Below are 19,516 nucleotides of genomic sequence, written 5' to 3' on the forward strand. Positions count from 1 at the left end.
CTGTTTACTCCGCCGCCATTAGCACGCTTTTAAGCCTCAGATTAGCTTCAAACGCCTGCCTGCCGAGGTCTTTGCCAATTCCGGAACCGCCAAACCCGCCAGTTGGAATAACAAAGTCTGAAGAACGGCCATAACGGTTAACCCATACCGTGCCAGCCTTGAGCGTACGAATGGCGCGCATGGCTCTGGGCAGGGAGGCAGTATGCACACCGGCTGCAAGCCCATAAACAGGATGTTCAGCCAGTGCAAATGCCTGATCATCCTCATCAAACACCTGTATGGCCAGAACGGGTCCGAAGACCTCCTCCTGCCATAAGGGGCATTCTGCATTCTGGACCATTACCATACCGGGGGAGAGGAAAACGCCACCGGTATTCGTATCCATACGTTTGCAGGCCACCAGTTCCTGCGCACCGGCATGCACACTGCCTTGCACCAGTGCGAGAATACGGTTTGCCTGTGGTTCTGAAATAATGGGGGAATACGCAGCGTTTTCATCCCACGGGGCTAATGCCTTTACTTGCCCGCACCGTGCAACAAGCGCTGCAATCAGGGGTTCGGCCACACCACGCTGCACAATAAGGCGGGAGCCGGTTACACACACCTGCCCGGCATTGCCAGTAAAGGCACGGAATATACGGTCCGCCACATCATCCACACTCGGAATATCATCAAACACCAGTTGCGGGCTTTTGCCGCCCAGTTCCAGCGTAACCGGTTTTGGCCCGCTTTCAGCAGCGGCTTTCATGACTGCAATACCCGTGCGGGTGGACCCGGTAAAACTGAGTTTGCCAATAGCCGGATGTCGGCAAATGGCCTCCCCCGTTGCAAGGCCCGTGCCTTGCACAACATTGAACAACCCTGCGGGCAACCCGGCCTCAACCGCCAGTTCGGCCAGCCTGACTACTGAAAACGGCGTCATTTCAGATGGCTTGAGCACCGTGCCATTCCCTGCGGCAAGAGCTGGCACTACTTTCCAGCTTGCCATGACCAGCGGAAAGTTCCACGGCGCAATGGCCCCAGTAACACCGTAGGGCTCATACACGGTCATGCCCAAAAGATTGGTGGCTGTTACGGCTACGTCTCCACCAACTTTATCACAATACTCTGCAAAAAACCTTATACCTTCAGCAAGGAAAGGAATATCCCACCCAACTGTCTGGGCAATGGGGCGGGTGGAACAGACTGTTTCCAGCCGGGCCAGTTCCATGGCGTTACGCTCGACCAGATCAGCCCAGCGACGCAGAACTTTTGCACGCTCGCGTGGAGCACAGCTTGCCCACCCACTCTGGCGCTGCACACGGGCAGCAGTTTGTGCGGCCTCGTCCACCAGATCAGCCCCGGCTTCTGGCAGATGCGCCAGAATGCGGCCATTCCCTGGGCTGGTTACGGCAATATCCGCCCTACCGGGCACAAGCCTGCCTGCCAGAAAATGCCCAACGGGCAGCGCTACATCTTCTGGACGAAAACCAAGATTGTTCACGCTCTACTCCCCTGCACTGTGGCTGTTGCAAACGCCATTCAGGTCATTGCGGTATCGTAGTTTTTCTTATCCATACTGTTGGCGCAAATACTAAAACGGGGTGAATGGCAATTTAATGCTTTCTTACAGCCCCTGCCTCCAGAACAGCACAATCCGCTATCGTAACGACTGGTTACAGCACCATATTTTCCGCCCGTACCAGCATAGGAAAAACAAGGCCAACAACACAACGGATACCAAACAGCCATGACTCCAGAGACACTTGTATCACTCGATCGTGCCCACCTGATCCATCCCGTCTCATCATGGCGTGATCAGGAAGAGCAGGGACCGCGCATCCTGCAATCCGGTCAAGGATCATGGCTGACGGATATTCATGGCAACAAGCTGCTCGACGGGTTTGCCGGACTCTGGTGCGTTAACGTGGGTTACGGCCAGCAAAGTGTTGTGCAGGCGGCCGCAGAACAGATGACCCGCCTGCCCTACGCCACCGGCTATTTTGGCTTTGCAAGCGAGAGCGCCATTACCCTTGCCTCCCGCCTTGCGGCCGTAACGCCGGGTGACCTTAACCGGGTCTTTTTCTCCCAAGGTGGATCGGATGCCGTGGATAGCGCCCTGCGCTTTATCCGCTTTTACCAGCATGCCCGCGGCACACCGGAAAAACGCCACGTAATTGGTCTGGCCCGTGGCTACCATGGCAGCACTTACACCGGGGCTGGCCTTACAGCCCTTGCGGCGTTCCATCGTAATGCAGATGTGCCTTTAGCCTGGCAGCATCACATCCCCAGCCCTGACCCCTACCGCCACCCCAAAGGGCCGGATGCCGCCGCCATTATTGCCGCCTGTGTAGCTGACCTGCACAACAAGGTGGCCGAACTTGGCGGGCCAGAACACATTGCCGCATTCTTCTGTGAACCTGTGCAGGGTTCGGGTGGTGTGGCCGTGCCGCCGGCCGGGTGGCTGAGCGCCATGCGCAACGCCTGCCGGGAACTGGATATTCTGTTTGTAACGGATGAAGTGATTACCGGTTTTGGCCGCACAGGCCCCCTGTTTGCCTGTGAACATGAAAATGTTGTGCCGGACATGATGACTGTAGCCAAGGGCCTGACATCTGGCTACGCCCCCATGGGAGCCGTATTCATGAGCGAGGGCATGTATGCCACAATCCGCGATGCAACCCCCGCAGGTGTTGCCGTAGGCCACGGCATGACCTACAGCGCCCACCCCGTTAGTGCTGCCATTGGCCTTGCCGTGCTGGACCTTTACCAGAACGGGCTGCTTGAAAACGGCGTACGCTCCGGTGTGCATCTGGCTGAGCGCCTTGCCAGCATGAAAAATCACCCGCTTGTGGGCGATACCCGGTCCATGGGCATGCTTGCAGCCATTGAACTGGTGACAGACAAACAGGCCAAAACCAAGCCTGCGGCCTCGTTGGGTATTTCCAAAAAACTGGCCAGAATTGGTTACGAAAATGGCGTTCTGTTCCGCGCCTTTGGGGATGACATCATCGGGCTGGCTCCTCCGCTGTGCATGACGCTGGAAGAAACAGATATTCTGTGCGATCGTATCGAAATCGTATTAAACACATTGCTGGACGACAAGGACATAGCCGCAGCAATTGCCTGAGACACCGAGCCGTGGCGCACATGTGCCGCCACGGCCATGGCAGGAGATTCACCCTCATGAAGGGACTTTTCCGACGTGTGTCCGAAACACAGCGGTCACCCATTACCATAACAGTGAACGGGCAACCCGTTACAGCGCTTGAGGGGGACACCATTCTAACCGCCCTCCTTCTGGCTGGCGGGCAGCTCCGTGTGAATGAGTTTGATCAAAAACCAAGGGCAGGTTTCTGTCTTATGGGAGCCTGTCAGGATTGCCGCGTATGGACCGAAAGCGGTGATGAACTGCGCGCCTGTTCCACCCCCGCCACCCCCGGCCTACGTATAGTGACAGCAGAGGTGCCATGGACAAGCCAGTAGTTATTGTTGTCGGGGCGGGGCCTGCTGGCACACGCGCGGCACAAACCCTTACTCAGGCCGGCCTGCGCCCGATTGTGCTGGATGAAAACCGCCAGCAGGGTGGCCAGATATACCGCAGGCAGCCAGAAAATTTTGTGCGGCCAGCATCAAAGCTCTATGGCGCTTCCGCACGTTCCGCCACGGCACTGCATACAGCTTTTGCAGAATTACTCCCGCATATAGAATACCGCCCAGAAACGCTGGCATGGGGTGTTGTGGACCAGCAGGTGCTGGTGGAACATAACCAGCGGGTAGAGGCCATTCCCTATGATGCGCTAATCATTGCCACCGGGGCTACCGACCGCATTATGCCCTGCCCCGGCTGGACATTACCCGGCGTGTTTACCCTTGGGGGTGCCCAGATCGCGCTCAAAGCACAGGCCTGCGCTGTTGGCGCGGCCCCAGTTTTTATGGGCACGGGGCCACTTTTGTATCTGGTGGCGTGGCAGTACCTCAAGGCTGGCATCAAGCCACGGGCAGTGCTAGACACGTCATCCCTCAAAACACGTATCAAAGGCCTGCGTGGCCTGCGCCACCGGCCCGCCATACTGGCACAGGGTGTGCGTTATATGGCCGAGCTCATGCGGGCAGGCGTGGCCCTGCATGCCGGTATTCAACCCGTGCGCATAGAAGAACGGGATGATGACGATGGGTTGCGTGTAAGAGGTGTAACCTGGCGCAACAGCCGCGGGCAGTTACGCCATACCGTGGGCGATGCCGTTGGCATGGGGTATGGCCTGCGCTCGGAAACGCAGCTGACCGACCTGCTGAAATGCGACTTCGCCTTTGACCCCACATCCCGCCAGTGGCTACCTGTTACGGACGAGGATGGCGCAACATCGCAGCAAGGCGTTTACACAGCAGGGGATGGTGCAGGCATACGCGGTGCAGATGGCGCGGAATATGCCGGTGCTCTGGCCGCCCTGCGCTGCCTTGCTGATCTGGGCTTGACTGTGTCTGCACAGGAAGTCGCTCGTTTGCGCAAGGCGCTGGAGCCTATGACGGCCTTCCGCACCGGGTTGGAAACGGGTTTTCCGTGGCCATGGCGGAATGCTGCCTCCTTACCGGACGAGACTGTTATCTGCCGCTGCGAGAACGTGACAGCAGGTGATATTCGCCGGGCAGCCGGCTCGCTGGATGCACCGGAACTCAACCGTGCCAAAGCTTTTGTGCGTGTGGGCATGGGCCGTTGTCAGGGGCGCATGTGCGGCCTTGCCGGCGCGGAGGTCCTGGCAGCCGCCCGTAACATACCCATTGAACAGGCAGGCCGTATCCGCAGTGCGGCGCCCATTAAACCCTTACCCGCCAAAATCCGGGGCATTATGACATGAGCCAGCCTGTTACCAACACCACTGCACGGGCCGATGTTATTATTATTGGCGGCGGCATTATGGGGGCTGCAACCGCGTTTTTTGCGCGCCAGCGGGGTTTGTCCGTTATTCTGCTTGAGCGCGATCTGGTCGGCCAATATGCCTCGGGCACCAATTTTGGCAATGTGCGCCGCCAGGGCCGTTTTTTGCCCCAACTCCCCCTTGCCAACAGGTCCCGCGCCCTGTGGGGCGACCTCCCCCGCCTGATTGGCGAAAATGTTGAATTTCTGCCCAGTGGGCATGTGCGTGTTGCTTTTAAAGCCGAGGACAGCGCCCGACTGGAAAAATACGCACAGGACTGCAAACCCTATGGGCTGGAACTGGAGCTTTACAGTGGCCGCAAGGCTGTAGAGCGCTTTCCCATGCTCGCGGCAGATGTGGACTGCGCGTCTTTTTCCCCGCTTGACGGGCACGCCAACCCCCGCCTTGCCGCCCCGGCGTTTGGCCGTGCTGCACGGCGGGCGGGTGCAACTGTGCGGGAGGGGGCCGAAGTCAGCAATATTACACGCACGGCAGAAGATTTTGTGGTGGAAACAGCTGATGGCCTGCGCTTTACCGCCCCCCTGCTCCAGATTTCGAGCGGAGCATGGGGGCAAAAAATGGCTGCCGCGTTTGGCGAAAACCTGCCGCTAACCCCCAAAGCTCCACAGATGGGGGTAACAGAACCCGTCCCCTACCGTATTCACCCGGTTATTGGCTATGCCTCATGGGTGGAGGAGGAAGGCGTTTATCTGCGGCAGGTGGAACGCGGTAATATTGTATTTGGTGGCGGGCTACGGGGCACTGTGGACCTGAACACCAAACGGGCACAGCTTAACCCGCTGAACACTGTCAGGCAGATGCCGCATCTGGAGCGTATTCTGCCTGACTTTGCACGCCTGCGCATTATTCGGACATGGACCGGCATTGAAGGTTATACCGATGATGATCTACCCGTTATGGGGCCAAGTGCCCGCGTGCCGGGCCTGTATTATGCCTTTGGATTCTGCGGTCACGGTTTTCAGCTCGGGCCGGGTGTAGGGGCAACCATGGCGGACCTGCTGGCTACAGGCAAAACCGAAATTCCCCTTGAACCCTTCAGCATTGCCCGTTTTGCGGCTCCGGTCAGCCTATAATATTTTTTGATCTGCCTGCCGGTTCTGGGCGGGCAGATCAGGCCAAATATGCCCACGGCATGATCTGTGGTCCTTTTTCCAACATACAGAAGGCTCTGCTGCATAAACCAAGAAAGCAGTAGCATTCTCCGTTCAGTTTATGTTGTCATATCGTAACGTTAACCAGACGGACAAAAACATCATGACGACGTTCAGGCCAAAATTCGTAACATTTGACTGCTACGGCACCCTGACCCGCTTTCGTATGAGCGACATGGCGCGTGAGCTTTACGCAGATGTTGTTCCCCCCGAAGGCATGGAACAGTTCTGCAAGGACTTTGCCGCCTACCGGCTGGACGAAGTTCTGGGCCCATGGCAGCCCTACCGCTACGTGCTGCTCAATGCCGTGGAACGCACCTGCAAAAAATGGAATGTTCCCTTTGCACCCGAAGTGGCCAACAAGTTTTATGAAGCCGTTCCCACATGGGGGCCTTGGGACGATGTGCCCGCAGGGCTGGCAAAGGTTGCCAAGGAAGTGCCTCTGGTCATCCTTTCCAATGCTTCCAACACGCAAATCCACTCCAATGTGGCCAAGCTTGGCGCACCTGTGCACGCTGTATTCACAGCGGAAGACGCGCAGGCTTACAAGCCGCATATGCGTGCATTTGAATACATGCTGGACAAGCTGGGCTGTGGTCCGGAGGACATCCTGCATGTTTCATCCTCCCTGCGCTATGACCTGATGACCGCGCATGATCTGGGTATTCGCAACAAGGTTTTTGTTGCGCGCGGGCATGAACCCTCCACGCCGTATTACGGTTACACCGAAATCCCCAATATTGGTGGCCTGCCCGGCGTTCTGGGCCTGTAAGCCTTTAGCCCGGATGCGGGGCGATTATTCCCATACAATATTCGCCCCGTTCTGTTTGTCCCTCCCCCCTGTTTTCCCCCAGTTGGAGCGTGTTGATGCTGAACCGACGCAACATGATAAAACAGGGAACACGCCTGCTCGCCACAGGGGTTTGCGCGGCTCAACCTTGGCTCGGCACAACGTGGGCAGAGGATAACAATGCTGGTGGAGCCGGTTTTGCACAAGCCGGGCCGCCCGCACAGCCCCGCACCGGCGGACACGTGCGGGCAGCCTCCACATCGGGCTCCCTGAGCGACACGCTGGACCCTGCGCGCCAGTCCATGGCGACTGATTACATGCGGGGTAACATGTTTTACGATGGTCTTGTCGCACTGGACGAGACCCTGACCCCACACCCGGCTCTTGCCCAAAGCATAGAGAGCACCGACTTTAGAACATGGCATATCCGGCTACGCAGTGGCGTGTGCTTCCATGATGGAGCCCCTCTGACATCAGCCGATGTTGTGTATTCCATTCTTCGCCATAAAGCGCCTGAGCTTGGATCACAGGTCCATTATCATGCCATGACCATGCGCACCGTAAAAGCCGATGGCCCGCTTGGCGTTGTGATTGAACTGGATGCACCCAATATCGCGTTCCCCTCGGTTCTGGGGTTAACCAATTTTGCCATCATCCGTGAGGGGACAACCCAGTTTCATAAAGCCAATGGCACCGGTCCGTTTACCTGCGCCGTTTTCCAGCCGGGTATTCGTTCAGTAGCCCTGCGTAACCCCAATTTTTGGCAACCCGGTGGTGTGTGGGTGGATTCCCTCGAACTCATTTCCATCAGTGATGATATGGCCCGGCATAATGCCCTACTCTCAGGCGATGTAGATATTATTGCTGCCGTGGATCCCCGGCTTGTAGCGCTCATCCGCAAACGCAATATCGCAGTGCTGGAAAGCCCGACAGGCACCTACACCAATCTGGCCATTCGGCAGGATGTGGGGCCGGGCCAGAACCCGGATTTTGTGCAGGCCATGAAGCTGCTGTTCAATCGCGAACAGATGCGCAGTTCCATTTATCTGGGTTTTTGCCGCACAGGTAATGACCAGCCTCTGCCCCCCGAACACCGCGACTGCAACACAACCCTGCCCCAGACCGGGTTTGACCCGGACAAGGCGCGCTTCCTGTTCAAAAAAAATGGTTTTCTCAACCAGAGTCTGCCACCGCTCATCTGTTCCCCCGCCGCTAACGGCTCGGTAGAGATGGCAGTGCTCCTGCAGAATGCGGCACAGAATATTGGAGTCAAGCTGGATGTGCGCCGCATGCCAGCAGATGGGTACTGGACGCAGTCCTGGATGCGCTTTCCCATGGGGTTTGGCAATGTTAACCCCCGTGCCTCCGCAGACATGACCTTTGCTGTCAGCTTTGCATCAACCGCCCCATGGAACGAATCCCACTGGCGCAATCCACGGTTTGACCAGTTACTCGCCCTGAGCCGCCAGGAGCCAGACACGGCCAAACGGCACGCCCTGTATAACGATATGCAGGCCATGATCCGCGCAGGCTCAGGCGTGTGCATCCCCAGCTTTATTACCAGTCTGGACGGCTTTCATCCCCGCATACAGGGTTTACGCCCGCATCAGGGCGGGCAGTTGATGGGGTATAATTTTGCCCGCCACATCTGGGTAGATGAACAGCCTACCCGCTCCACAGCAGGGGGGACGGCTCCATGAATGCCAAGCTTGGCATAGCCATTGCCCGCAGGCTTGGCGCATCCTGCGTATCGCTTGTTTTTGTCGTGGTCGCGGTCTTTTTTATTACCTCGGCCCTGCCCGGCGATGTTGCGCAATCCCTGCTGGGGCAGGCTGCAACGCCTGATGCAGTTGCCGCCCTGCGCCACAGCCTGCGGCTGGATGAGCCTGTTCTTCTGCGTTTTGCAAGCTGGGCTGGCGGGTTGCTCCGGGGGGATTTTGGCATGTCTCTGGTCAGCCACCAGTCTGTCATGAGCATGGTGCATGAGCGCCTGCTGCACTCCCTTTTGCTCGCGGGCATTACAACGCTGTTTGCCGTTCCCACGGCTTTGCTGCTTGGTACGCTTTCGGCCATATTCCGCAATACGGTTTTTGACCGTTGTGTATCCGTGCTGACACTCTGCGTTGTGTCTGTCCCCGAGTTTCTGGTCGCAACACTGGCGGTGCTGGTGTTTGCCGTGCAGCTACACCTGCTGCCCGCCCTTGCCAGTATTAGCGATATTCATTCCATCGGGTCGTTTCTGGCGGCGTTCTCCATGCCAGTCGCCACACTGGGATGTGTGATTGTGGGGCAAATGGCACGCATGACACGCGCCGTTATGGTGAATGTGCTCAGCTCATCATGGGTGGAAATGGCCGTGCTCAAGGGGGTATCTCCCACCGCCATTATCCTGCGCCACGTTTTGCCCAATGTTGTGGCACCACTGTTCAATGTCATGGCACTCAGCCTTTCCTACCTGCTTGGAGGCGTGGTCATTGTGGAATCTGTTTTTCATTACCCCGGGATTGCCAGCCTGATGGTGGATAGCGTGGCATCGCGTGATATTCCGCTGGTACAAACCTGTGCGCTCATCTTCTGTGCTGCGTATCTGCTGCTGACTACGCTAGCCGATGTTGTGGCCCTGTTTTCCACACAGGAAAGGAGCCGTGCATGATGCTTGCGTTCCCCCGGCCACGTTACCTGACCCCGTTTTTGCAGGCCCCCGCACTACTCGCCTTGCTGTGGCTTCTGTTAGCCCTTGCTGGACCATGGGTTGCCCCCTACCTGCCCGGAGAAGTGGTCAGCACCACCGTATTTGCACCCATATCCGCCAGGCATTGGCTTGGAACGGACTATCTGGGCCGCGATGTGCTGACCCGCCTGCTCTATGGCACCAGCAGCACCGTACTGCTCTGTGCGGCTTCAACAGTCATGGCTTGTGGCGCGGGAGCCTTTCTGGGCATGATGGCAGCCCTTAAACGGGGCATGACCGATACCCTGCTTTCGCGCTTCATGGATGGTGTTATTTCCATACCCTCCCTGTTGAGCGGGCTTGTGGCGGTGGCGACCTTTGGCTCCTCCGTGCCGGTGCTTGTGCTGGCAATGGCGTGCATTTACCTGCCCGGCTCCTACCGCACATGCCGCATGCTGGCACTGTCCATCGTGCAAAAGGATTTCATTCTTGCAGCACGCATGCGGGGAGAAAAAACCAGTTATCTGGTCGTGCGGGAAATCCTGCCGAACATGGCTGGTCCCGTGCTGACCGATGTGGGGCTGAGGTTTATTTACGCCGTAAGGTTATTGAGCAATCTCAGCTTTCTGGGGGTCGGGTTACAGCCCCCACAGACCGACCTGGGCTCCCTCACGCGGGAAAATCTGCTTGGCCTTGTTTACGGAGCACCAGCAGTTATCGCGCCCGCACTGGCCATTGCGTTCCTGACCGTGGGGCTCAATCTTGCACTGGATGGTAAAGGGCGACGCCAATGAGCGGGCACTCCCCCCCTCCCCTTATTACAGTCCGGAATCTCTGCCTGACCGGCCGCAGGGCCACAGGGCCGGAAACCACCATTGTTTCCAATGTCAGCTTTGACGTGGCAGAAGGTGAGATGCTGGCCCTGATCGGTGAATCCGGGTCAGGCAAAACCAGCATTGCTCTGGCCCTGACCGGCTATGCCCGCACAGGCTGCCGCATAGCACAGGGGGAATTACGGGTCGCCGGGCATGACGTGCGCACCATGGGAGCTAGCGAGTTACGCAGCTTTAGGGGCAAAACCATTGCCTATATTGCCCAGAATGCCGGGGCTGCCTTTAACCCGGCCCTGCCCCTTATGGAGCAGGTGATCGAACCCGCCCTGACCCACCACATTCTCCCCCGCAAGGAGGCTGTGGACCACGCCATTGCACTGTTCGAGATGATGGCCCTGCCCACGCCGCACACCATCGGCGCACGCTACCCGCATGAATGTTCGGGGGGGCAACTCCAGCGGATCATGGCGGCCATGGCGCTGATAACCGAGCCTGAAGTGGTCATTTTTGATGAACCGACCACTGCGCTGGATGTCACAACGCAAATAGAAGTGCTGGAAGCTTTTAGGGTCGCCATGCGCCAGTGTGGGTTTACCGGTGTTTACGTAACCCACGATCTGGCCATTGTAGCCCAGATGGCCGACCGTGCTGTTGTGCTCAAAAACGGCAGCGTGCAGGAGGAAGGCCCAACCGGGCAGATCCTGAACAAACCCACACAACCCTACACCCGGCAGCTTGTTGCCGCCAGCCAGCCACACCTGCGCAACCATGATGTGTTGCCCCCGGCAACACCATTGCTGGATGTGCAGAACCTGATGGTCGGCTATGGGGCCATCATGCCCAATGGCCACCCCAGACATACCATTGTCAACTCCGTAAGCCTGCCTGTCCGCGCGGGAGAAACACTGGGGATTATTGGCGAATCAGGCTGCGGCAAAAGCACCCTTATCCGCGCCATAGCCGGTATTCAGCCCTGGTCAGGGGGGAACATGCTCTTTGCGGGTGAGCCCCTTGCCCCCAGAATTGAGGACCGCACGCCCCAACAGCGCCAGCACCTGCAACTGGTCGCGCAGAACGCGGATCTGGTGCTTAACCCGGCCCTGAGCGTAGGCGCTACGCTCCGCCGTGTTCTGACATTCTATAACGAGGATGCCTCGGACGCGGCCCTTAACCGGGTTCTGGACATGGTGCGCCTGCCTGCTGCCGTTGCCGGGCGTTACCCGACCCAGCTTTCCGGCGGCCAAAAACAGCGCGTCAACCTTGCGCGCGCGCTGGCTGCCCGCCCCCGCCTTGTGCTCTGCGATGAAATAACCGCAGCGCTCGATACCGTTGTAGCCGCCGCCATTTTGGACCTGATGATGGAACTCAAGCGCGAGCTGGGGGTATCGTGGCTTTTTGTTACGCATGACCTGCACGCACTGCGTTCTGTGTGTGACCATGTGGCGGTTCTGTATGCCGGGCATTGCGTGGAGTTCTCTACCGCTTCCGCCCTGAACACACCCCCACGCCACCCTTATACCCGTAAGCTGGAAAGCTCGGTGCCGGAAATGCACCCAGGCTGGCTGGACGGGGTCATTCGGCAGAACGGGCTCAAACCTGGCAAGGTAGCCCCTGTTCCCGCCCATGGCTGCTGCTACATGCCGCGTTGCCCGGTTGCTGTTGCGGACTGTGCACAAACCCCTCCCCCAACGTGGCAGGCCCCTTCTGGCGCGCTGATTAACTGCCACTTACAGGCACCAGACCTATCCTGATTCCCCTTTTTGTTAGGACAAACACCATGGCGCTACTCAACCTGAATGATCCCACGCTCTTCCGCCAGCAGGCTTTTATTGCCGGCATCTGGTGTGATGGGCAGGACAGCCAGCGGATTGGCGTGGACAACCCCGCAACGGGAGGCATTATTGGCTCTGTACCCGCCTGCACTGCACAGGATACCCAAAAAGCAGTGGAAGCTGCACGCGTAGCCCAGCTGGACTGGAAGCGTAAAACCGGCACACAGCGGGCAGAAGTTCTGGCTACATGGTACCAGCTTGTCATGGACAATGTGGAAGACCTTGCCACGATCATGACCACAGAACAGGGTAAGGTTCTGGCCGAAGCACGGGGCGAAGTGCGCTACGCGGCCTCTTTCCTTAAATGGTATGCCGAAGAAGCTCGCCGGAGCGAGGGGAGTATCCTGAGCACGGCAGACCCTGCCCGGCGCGTTCTGGTGCTGCAACAGCCCATTGGGGTCACGGCCGCCATTACGCCTTGGAACTTCCCACTGGCCATGATCACCCGCAAATGCGGCCCCGCCATTGCCGCAGGATGCAGCATGGTGATCAAACCTTCCGAGCTAACGCCTTTTTCCGCCCTTGCCCTTGCTGTGCTGGGCGAACGTGCGGGCCTGCCCGCAGGGTTGCTGAGCGTCATTACCGGCCTGCCCGCAGCCGTGGGCAAAGTGCTGACCGAAAGCCCGGTTGTGCGTAAACTCACCTTTACCGGCTCTACCGGGGTTGGCAAAATCCTGCTCGAACAATCTGCCTCAACCGTAAAAAAATGCAGCATGGAACTGGGCGGCAACGCTCCATTCCTTGTGTTTGATGATGCGGATGTGGACGCCGCAGCCGAAGGCATTATGCAAAGCAAGTTCCGCAATGCCGGGCAAACCTGCGTTTGCGCCAACCGCGTGCTGGTGCAGGACGGCATATGGGACCGTTTGCTGGAGGCCGTCATGCGTAAGGTTGAAGCCTTGCAGGTTGGTGCCGGCATGGATGCAGGCAGCACGATTGGGCCGCTTATTAACGAATCTGCCGTAGCCAAAGTGCGGGCCCATGTGGAAGACGCATTGAGCAAGGGAGCACGTTACGTAGGTGCCCCCCTACGCACGGAGGGCCGCTTTGTGTGGCCGGTGGTGCTTGAAGGTGTCACCACCGAAATGCGCGTGGCTCACGAGGAAACATTTGGCCCCGTGCTGCCCCTGTTCCGTTTTAAAACGGAAGAAGAGGCCGTCAGCATTGCCAATAATACGCCTTTTGGGCTGGCAAGCTACTTTTTTACCAATGACATCCGCCGTTTGTGGCGCGTGGGTGAAGCGCTGGAATTTGGCATGATCGGGCACAATACCGGCGCCATTTCCATGGAAAGCGTGCCTTTTGGCGGGGTCAAGGAGTCTGGCCTCGGGCGCGAAGGGGGGCATGCGGGCATGGAAGAATTCATGGAAACGAAAAGTCTGCATCTTGGCGGGCTTGACGTTTAACATCCGGAACATTCTGATCAGTGTTCCATCAGCCCCGCAACGGGGCCGACCCATCCTTGCTCTGGAGATCACCTCTGCCATGCAGCCCACGCCAAAGCTGGACAGAATTGACCTTAAAATTCTCACGCAGTTGCAGCGCAATGGTCGCCTGACCAATGTTGAGCTTGCCAACAGGGTTGGTCTTTCGGCCAGTCCGTGCCTTATCCGTGTCAAACGGCTGGAGGCTGCTGGCTACATAACGGGCTACGGCGCTCAGATTGATATCCGTAAGATTACGTCCATCCTGACCGTGTTTACGGAAATCACCCTCTCTGACCACAGGCGCCATGATTTTGCGCGCTTTGAAAGCCATGTCAGCAAGCTGGATACCGTTGTGGAGTGCCACCTTATTAGCGGGGGGTATGACTATCTGGTCAAGTTTATTACCCGCGATGTGGAACACTACCAGATTATCATGGAAAATCTTCTTGAACTGAACATCGGGATCGAGAAGTACTTCAGTTACATCGTGATAAAATCCCCAATTGTAAAAGAGTCTTTTCCAATTCAGGACTTTTTCCCGGAGCAGAAAATTTGACCCAGACTGCAACCTCCCCCCCAATCCTGCAAACCCAGATTGCATTCCGCCCCATAACTCCGGAGGATCTTCCTCAGGCATGGCAGCTCTCCAAGGATCTGGCATGGCCCCACAGGCTGGAAGACTGGGAGCAGATGCTTGCTCTGGGTAATGGTTTTGTTGCCACTACCACAGATGGCTCCGTTATCGGCACGCTCCTGTGGTGGGCATGGGGCCCTCAGGCAGCCAGTCTGGGCATGATCATTGTCAGCCCTGCTTGGCAGGGGCATGGCGTTGGCAAGCACCTTATGGCGCTGGTACGGCAGGCCCTGCCAGGTTACCGGCTCCACCTGAACGCCACATCCGCCGGTGTGCCGCTATACGAAAAAAGCGGTTTCCATTCCACGGGTGTAGTTATGCAGCATCAAGGCAATGTTTCCACCGTGCCCTTGATCCCCCTGCCGGAAGGCTGCCGTATGCGGCCTATGGGGGCGGCTGATCTGACCGCAATCTGTGATATGGATAAAGCAACTCTCAAGCTTGACCGTTCTGCCCTGCTCACGCGGCTGATGGAAGATGGGCGCGGGATTCTGGTGGATTCAGAAAAAGGTATTCTGGGCTTTTCCTTCTGCCGCAAATTTGGTTGGGGGCAGGCCACTGGCCCGATAATTGCGCTGGATCAGGCTTTTGCCCTGCCCATGCTGGCATATTGGGCAGGCACCTGTGCCGGGCAGTTCCTGCGGGTGGACATTCCACAGGACGAAACCGTAGCTGGCCTGCTGGACCAGTGGGGCCTGCTACGGGTGGGTTCTGTTGTGTCCATGTCCACCGACGTGGTGGAAACAGGTGATGCAGCAACACAGCCCCCCATCTGCTTTGCACTGTGCAGTCAGGCGCTGTGCTGAACCAGGCACGGCTGTTCTTATTTTGTAGGAAACTACGTTATGTCTTTTCTGCTCAAATCCACCCGTGAGCGCGCAGAAGTCTGGAAGCCACTGTTCCAAAAGGCGCTACCAGACCTTGCCTTCCATATCTGGCCGGAAACCGGAAGCCCCGAGGACGTCCGGTTTATGGCGGCATGGGAGCCTCCGGCGGACCTGCTCCAGCGTTTTCCCAACCTTGAAGTCCTGTTTTCGGTCGGGGCGGGTGTTGACCAGTTTGATATGAGCGCAATACCCGAGCATGTAACCATTATTCGCATGATCGAACCCGGCTTAACGGACGGCATGGTTGACTACGTTTTGTGGGCAACCCTGACATTGCACCGCGAAATACTAACCTATCTGGCCCAGCAGAAGCAGCATGTCTGGAAAACCCGTCATAACAAAATAGCTTCGCAGCGCCGGGTCGGGGTTATGGGGGTAGGCACACTGGGCACGCCTGTAGCCAGAGCTTTGGCCCATGCCGGGTTTAACTGCCGCGGCTGGTCGCGCTCACGCCACGCTGTGCCCAACGTAACCTGTTACGCCGGTGCGGAGGAACTAGACGCGTTTTTGGCTGAAACAGATATTCTGGTCTGCCTGCTCCCGCTAACAGACGCCACGCGGGGCATGCTCAACGCCGATCTGTTTGCAAAACTGCCCAAAGGTGCGCAGGTCATCAATGTTGCTCGCGGGGCGCATCTGGTTACGCAAGACCTGCTTGCTGCACTTGATAGTGGGCAGATTGGCGCAGCCATTCTGGACGTAACAGACCCAGAACCCCTGCCTGCGGAGAGCCCCTTATGGGCACACCCCAATGTTCTGGTCACACCCCATGTAGCAAGCAACAGCCAGACAGAAACTGCAGGGCGTGTGCTCCTTGATACCGTGCAACGCTACCTGGCCGGGGAGCGGGACTTCCCCTCCAAAGTCGATCGCTCCAAAGGGTATTGAGCTTTAATCCGCATTACAAAAAAACAGGCAGGGATAACTATCCCTGCCTGTTCCGCCGTCCTGTTCAGTTACCCGTAGCTGTAAGCAACGCTCCGGCCACACCAATATGAGAGTGACCGGATGGCGGTATCAGGGTTCCAGATTCTGCACGTAATCCTTGGCCCGGTAGTATGCCCCCACGACTGGCAGAAAGTGTGACGCCAAACCATAAAACGGAATCTTCGGCCAGGACCGCCCTGCCAGAGGATTGGTGCTGGGCATGCCACTCATGGCCTCAGCCATCCGCTGGCCCATGTAAACAGACATCTGTGTACCATGTCCGCTATACCCCATGGTGTAATATACACCATTCCACTGGCCTGCACGGGGCAGACGATCAACGGTCATATCCACATCCCCGCCCCAACAGTAGTCTATTTTAACGTCTGGCAAGGCAGGAAGCGTGCGCCGCATGGCGGCAAGCAGCATATGCCCGCTGGCAATATCCGTTGTAGTCCGTGAACGCGAAAAACTGGCTCGGCCGCCAAAAATAAGCCGGTTATCCGCTGTTGCCCTAAAGTAGTTATGGATGTTCTGCATGGTCACAACATTGCGGCCACCGGGCATGACTTGCTCAAGGGTTGTGGCATCCATGGGCTCGGTCGCAACAATAAAGCTCCCCACCGGCATAATGCGCTGGCGGAACCAGGATGGACCGTGCCTGCTGGTGCCAGTTGCCATAAGCACGTTTTTTGCAAAAATCCGGCCATGCGGGGTTGAGACCTCAAACCCACCCTTACCAGATTTAATGCCGGTCATGGGCGTGTTTTCAAAAATCAGTCCGCCCGCCTTCATAACAGACTGGGCCAGCCCTACACCAAAACGGCCCATATGCATGCGCGCACTCTGGGGGTAGATCAGCCCGCTATTAAACAGATCTGATGCCAGTTCGCTCCGGATCTGCTGCCCATCTATAAACTTTACGTCTGGGTCGGCTTCTTTCTGGAGTTTTTCGTAATCAGACAACAGAGCAGCCCGATGGGCCTGCAAGTTGCCAACCTTGAGTTTGCCGCAGCGCTCAAAATCGCAGTCAATCGCGTTATCCCGCACAACGGCCTCAACCGTATCAACCGCCGCGTTGAAGACCTTATAAAGGGATGTTGCTTTATCCACACCCATATTTTTGCATGAGAGGGAAAAACTGCCCGCAAGGCCATTGTTCACATGGCCACCATTCCTGCCCGATGCCTCGCCTACCACGCGCTCTCGCTCAAGCAGAACAACAGATGCACCCAGCTGGCGTAACCGCAGGGCAGCGGAAAGGCCGCTAAATCCCCCCCCTACCACCACAGCATCCACTGAACCCGGCAGAGCGGCAATGGGACTGGCTGTGAATGATGGGGCTGTTTCCAGCCAATAAGAGGTTAACTTCATAACGCGTTCCTCATAACCGTATCAGGAAAGGGTAATATGACTAGCCTGAGAAAGGCTAAGCCCTGCTGTTTCTGGTGCCCAACGCCAGGATATAAGTGCCCCAAGGGCAAGAAGAGCAAAAGCGCCAAAAAGAGTTGCCTGCACGCCAAAATGGGCTACCCCAACAGGGAGCAGAAAAGTACCCAAAGCAGCCCCCAGCCGACTGGCAGAGGAGGCAAAACCAACTGCAGTGCCGCGTATTTCTGTGGGGAACAGTTCATTGGGATACACGAACTGAAGGCCACTCCCCGCAGCTTCCACTGCTGAATACACAATAAACGCAACCAGAACCGCCCACCCGGCCTGCCCTGGCCAGACAACAATAAAGAGCAGGGAGAGTGCCGCCAGCACAAAAGACCAGATCAGGAGTGTTCTACGCCCGATCTTGTTAATCAACCCGAATGTGACCGGCAGAATACCCAGGAATGTAAAGCATGTGACCACACAAGCCGCCAGAACAGGGTTGGTCAGGTGCATTTGCGCCAGAATTTGCGCCTGCAGGGTATGGATGGAAAATGCAGGAGCACTTTGCAGTATCCAGAACGCACTCACAAAAAGCAGTAACCCCCGGTAACGTGGGCTGCACAGCAGGGCCATAACCTGCCGTATTCCCCCTGCCGCAACCGTAGGGGAAGGTGCTTCAAACGCAACATCCATTTTCAGGAATGTTTTAACAATATGCCGAGCTTCCGCCGCCCGCCCAACACTGAGCAGCCACAGAGGAGATTCTGGCATACCCGCACGGCACAGCAGCAAAAAGAGTGACGGTACAAAGCTGGAGCCCAGAATAAGCTGCCAGTTACCGGGAAAAAACGAAAGCAGCGCATACCCGATAATAAAACTGCACACATACCCCAACCACCAGAAGGTGATGAGCCCGCTCAGTGCCGGTCCACGCCAGCGCCGGGGCATGAACTCGGTCACGTAAGCTGTCGCAATCGGGTAATCCGCGCCAATGGCAATGCCGATAAGAAAACGCCAGACCAATAGCCCCGCAAAGCTGGCACAAAAAAACTGGGCGGCGGAAAAGACCGTGAACATAAGAATGTTCACGGTATAGAGGATCTTGCGCCCGAACCGGTCAGAGGTGACCCCTCCAGCCAGCCCTCCCACAAAAACACCGGCCAGAGAGGCAGCGCCCACAAGCCCCGTAGCGTTGGCTCCCAGATGGAAGCTGGAAACCAGCAACGGCAGCACAACGCCAATAATGCCCAGAATATAGCCATCGCAAAAAGGCCCGCCACCAGCAATAAGCGCTAGACGTAAATGAAAGGCCGATGCTGGTATGTCATCAAGGGTCCGGACTTCCATGCCTTGTATCCTCTCAGGAGTATAACATCTGCAGGCCGCCCTGGTCTGCCAGGTCTGCGAGTTCCTTCAAGGTAGAAAAATGGTAGTCTGGTTTTGTCAGGGTTTCGACCGCAATGGTGCCCCCAAACCCACCAATAGCTTTACGCCGCTCGATCCAGCATACCGTGTAGCCCAGTTTGCGGGCTATCCCGATGTCATGGTACTGGCTTTGCGCAACGTGCAGAATATCTCCTTGCAAAATACCATCCCGGCTCAGGCGGCCCCGGGCAAAACCAAAAAAGGCGGTATCTGGCTTTTCGCACAGCGCATCATCCACCGTAATGGAATCATGGAATGGCATGCCAAGTGTTTTTTCCATACCGGAAAAAGCCCAACGCTGCGTGTTGGTCATGGCCACGAGCTTGAAGTGCCTACCAAGGCGCTGCATGGCTTCCACGCTATCTGCAAACGCGGGCCAGTCTTTGGCGGCGTAAACAAATGCGTCGGCATAGGCTTCTGTTTCAGGCAGGCCAAACTGCGCAGCAAGTTGCAGGTAAATGGGCTTTAAGTCCTGCGGAAAAGGCAGGGTCTGCCCGCGTGCGCGCATACCTCTGTAAGCACTCAGGAATGCCTCACGCTCAATGGCAACCCCACACAACTTCTGCAGCGCATCCATCATGCCGCTTTCAAAGTCGATCAGGGTGCCGACAACATCAAAGGTTAATGCTTTGGGAAAACGGGCCAC

Annotated in this window: 17 protein-coding genes; 13 read left to right on the forward strand and 4 right to left on the reverse strand. The window is 57.3% G+C overall.

What is annotated here, in order from left to right:
• Positions 1-4: 4 nt before the first annotated feature.
• On the reverse strand, positions 5-1,483 hold the full coding sequence (locus HK20_RS09365; RefSeq protein ID WP_086646803.1) for an aldehyde dehydrogenase: 1,479 nt from the start codon (positions 1,481-1,483) through the stop codon (positions 5-7).
• A gap of 246 nt (positions 1,484-1,729) precedes the next feature.
• On the opposite strand from HK20_RS09365, the gene HK20_RS09370 reads away from it, so the two are divergent.
• From HK20_RS09370 to HK20_RS09430, 13 genes are all read left to right on the forward strand, one after another.
• Positions 1,730-3,109 carry an aminotransferase class III-fold pyridoxal phosphate-dependent enzyme gene (locus HK20_RS09370; RefSeq protein WP_086646804.1) on the forward strand — a complete coding sequence of 460 codons (1,380 nt, stop codon included), beginning with the start codon at positions 1,730-1,732 and terminating at the stop codon, positions 3,107-3,109.
• A gap of 56 nt (positions 3,110-3,165) precedes the next feature.
• On the forward strand, positions 3,166-3,465 hold the full coding sequence (locus tag HK20_RS09375) for a (2Fe-2S)-binding protein (RefSeq protein ID WP_086646805.1): 300 nt from the start codon (positions 3,166-3,168) through the stop codon (positions 3,463-3,465).
• The gene (locus HK20_RS09380; protein WP_086646806.1) at positions 3,450-4,835 is read left to right on the forward strand and encodes an NAD(P)/FAD-dependent oxidoreductase; all 1,386 of its coding nucleotides are present in this window, start codon (positions 3,450-3,452) and stop codon (positions 4,833-4,835) included. Before HK20_RS09375 ends, HK20_RS09380 begins: the two co-directional genes overlap by 16 nt.
• Positions 4,832-5,989, forward strand: coding sequence for an FAD-binding oxidoreductase (locus tag HK20_RS09385; protein WP_086646807.1), 1,158 nt, complete (start codon positions 4,832-4,834; stop codon positions 5,987-5,989). Before HK20_RS09380 ends, HK20_RS09385 begins: the two co-directional genes overlap by 4 nt.
• A 181-nt stretch (positions 5,990-6,170) precedes the next feature.
• The gene (locus tag HK20_RS09390) at positions 6,171-6,839 is read left to right on the forward strand and encodes a haloacid dehalogenase type II (protein ID WP_086646808.1); all 669 of its coding nucleotides are present in this window, start codon (positions 6,171-6,173) and stop codon (positions 6,837-6,839) included.
• A gap of 95 nt (positions 6,840-6,934) precedes the next feature.
• Complete coding sequence (locus HK20_RS09395) at positions 6,935-8,557, forward strand: ABC transporter substrate-binding protein (protein WP_233129158.1); 1,623 nt, start codon at positions 6,935-6,937, stop codon at positions 8,555-8,557.
• Entirely contained in the window at positions 8,554-9,510 is a 957-nt protein-coding gene (locus HK20_RS09400; RefSeq protein ID WP_086646809.1) for an ABC transporter permease, read from the forward strand. The genes HK20_RS09395 and HK20_RS09400 overlap by 4 nt, the downstream gene beginning before the upstream one ends.
• The gene (locus HK20_RS09405; RefSeq protein ID WP_086646810.1) at positions 9,507-10,322 is read left to right on the forward strand and encodes an ABC transporter permease; all 816 of its coding nucleotides are present in this window, start codon (positions 9,507-9,509) and stop codon (positions 10,320-10,322) included. Before HK20_RS09400 ends, HK20_RS09405 begins: the two co-directional genes overlap by 4 nt.
• Positions 10,319-12,112, forward strand: a complete 1,794-nt coding sequence (locus HK20_RS09410; protein WP_086646811.1) for an ABC transporter ATP-binding protein — start codon at positions 10,319-10,321, stop codon at positions 12,110-12,112. The genes HK20_RS09405 and HK20_RS09410 overlap by 4 nt, the downstream gene beginning before the upstream one ends.
• 26 nt (positions 12,113-12,138) lie before the next feature.
• Positions 12,139-13,599, forward strand: a complete 1,461-nt coding sequence (locus tag HK20_RS09415) for an NAD-dependent succinate-semialdehyde dehydrogenase (RefSeq protein ID WP_086646812.1) — start codon at positions 12,139-12,141, stop codon at positions 13,597-13,599.
• 79 nt (positions 13,600-13,678) lie between these two features.
• A complete protein-coding gene (locus HK20_RS09420; protein ID WP_086646813.1) occupies positions 13,679-14,176 on the forward strand; it encodes an Lrp/AsnC family transcriptional regulator in 498 nt (165 codons plus the stop codon).
• Positions 14,173-15,060 (forward strand): GNAT family N-acetyltransferase, encoded by an 888-nt coding sequence (locus tag HK20_RS09425; protein ID WP_086646814.1) that lies wholly within the window; start codon positions 14,173-14,175, stop codon positions 15,058-15,060. The genes HK20_RS09420 and HK20_RS09425 overlap by 4 nt, the downstream gene beginning before the upstream one ends.
• A 39-nt stretch (positions 15,061-15,099) precedes the next feature.
• Positions 15,100-16,029, forward strand: a complete 930-nt coding sequence (locus HK20_RS09430) for a glyoxylate/hydroxypyruvate reductase A (RefSeq protein WP_086646815.1) — start codon at positions 15,100-15,102, stop codon at positions 16,027-16,029.
• Between the two features lie 129 nt (positions 16,030-16,158).
• On the opposite strand, the gene HK20_RS09435 is transcribed toward HK20_RS09430, so the two are convergent.
• The 3 genes from HK20_RS09435 to HK20_RS09445 are packed head-to-tail and all read right to left on the reverse strand — an operon-like array spanning position 16,159 to position 19,516.
• On the reverse strand, positions 16,159-17,442 hold the full coding sequence (locus HK20_RS09435; RefSeq protein ID WP_086646816.1) for an FAD-binding oxidoreductase: 1,284 nt from the start codon (positions 17,440-17,442) through the stop codon (positions 16,159-16,161).
• A gap of 21 nt (positions 17,443-17,463) precedes the next feature.
• Entirely contained in the window at positions 17,464-18,792 is a 1,329-nt protein-coding gene (locus tag HK20_RS09440; RefSeq protein WP_086646817.1) for an MFS transporter, read from the reverse strand.
• A gap of 13 nt (positions 18,793-18,805) precedes the next feature.
• Positions 18,806-19,516, reverse strand: coding sequence for an HAD-IA family hydrolase (locus tag HK20_RS09445; RefSeq protein ID WP_086646818.1), 711 nt, complete (start codon positions 19,514-19,516; stop codon positions 18,806-18,808).

Source organism: Acetobacter sp. DsW_54 (assembly GCF_002153575.1).
Taxonomy (GTDB): domain Bacteria; phylum Pseudomonadota; class Alphaproteobacteria; order Acetobacterales; family Acetobacteraceae; genus Acetobacter; species Acetobacter fabarum.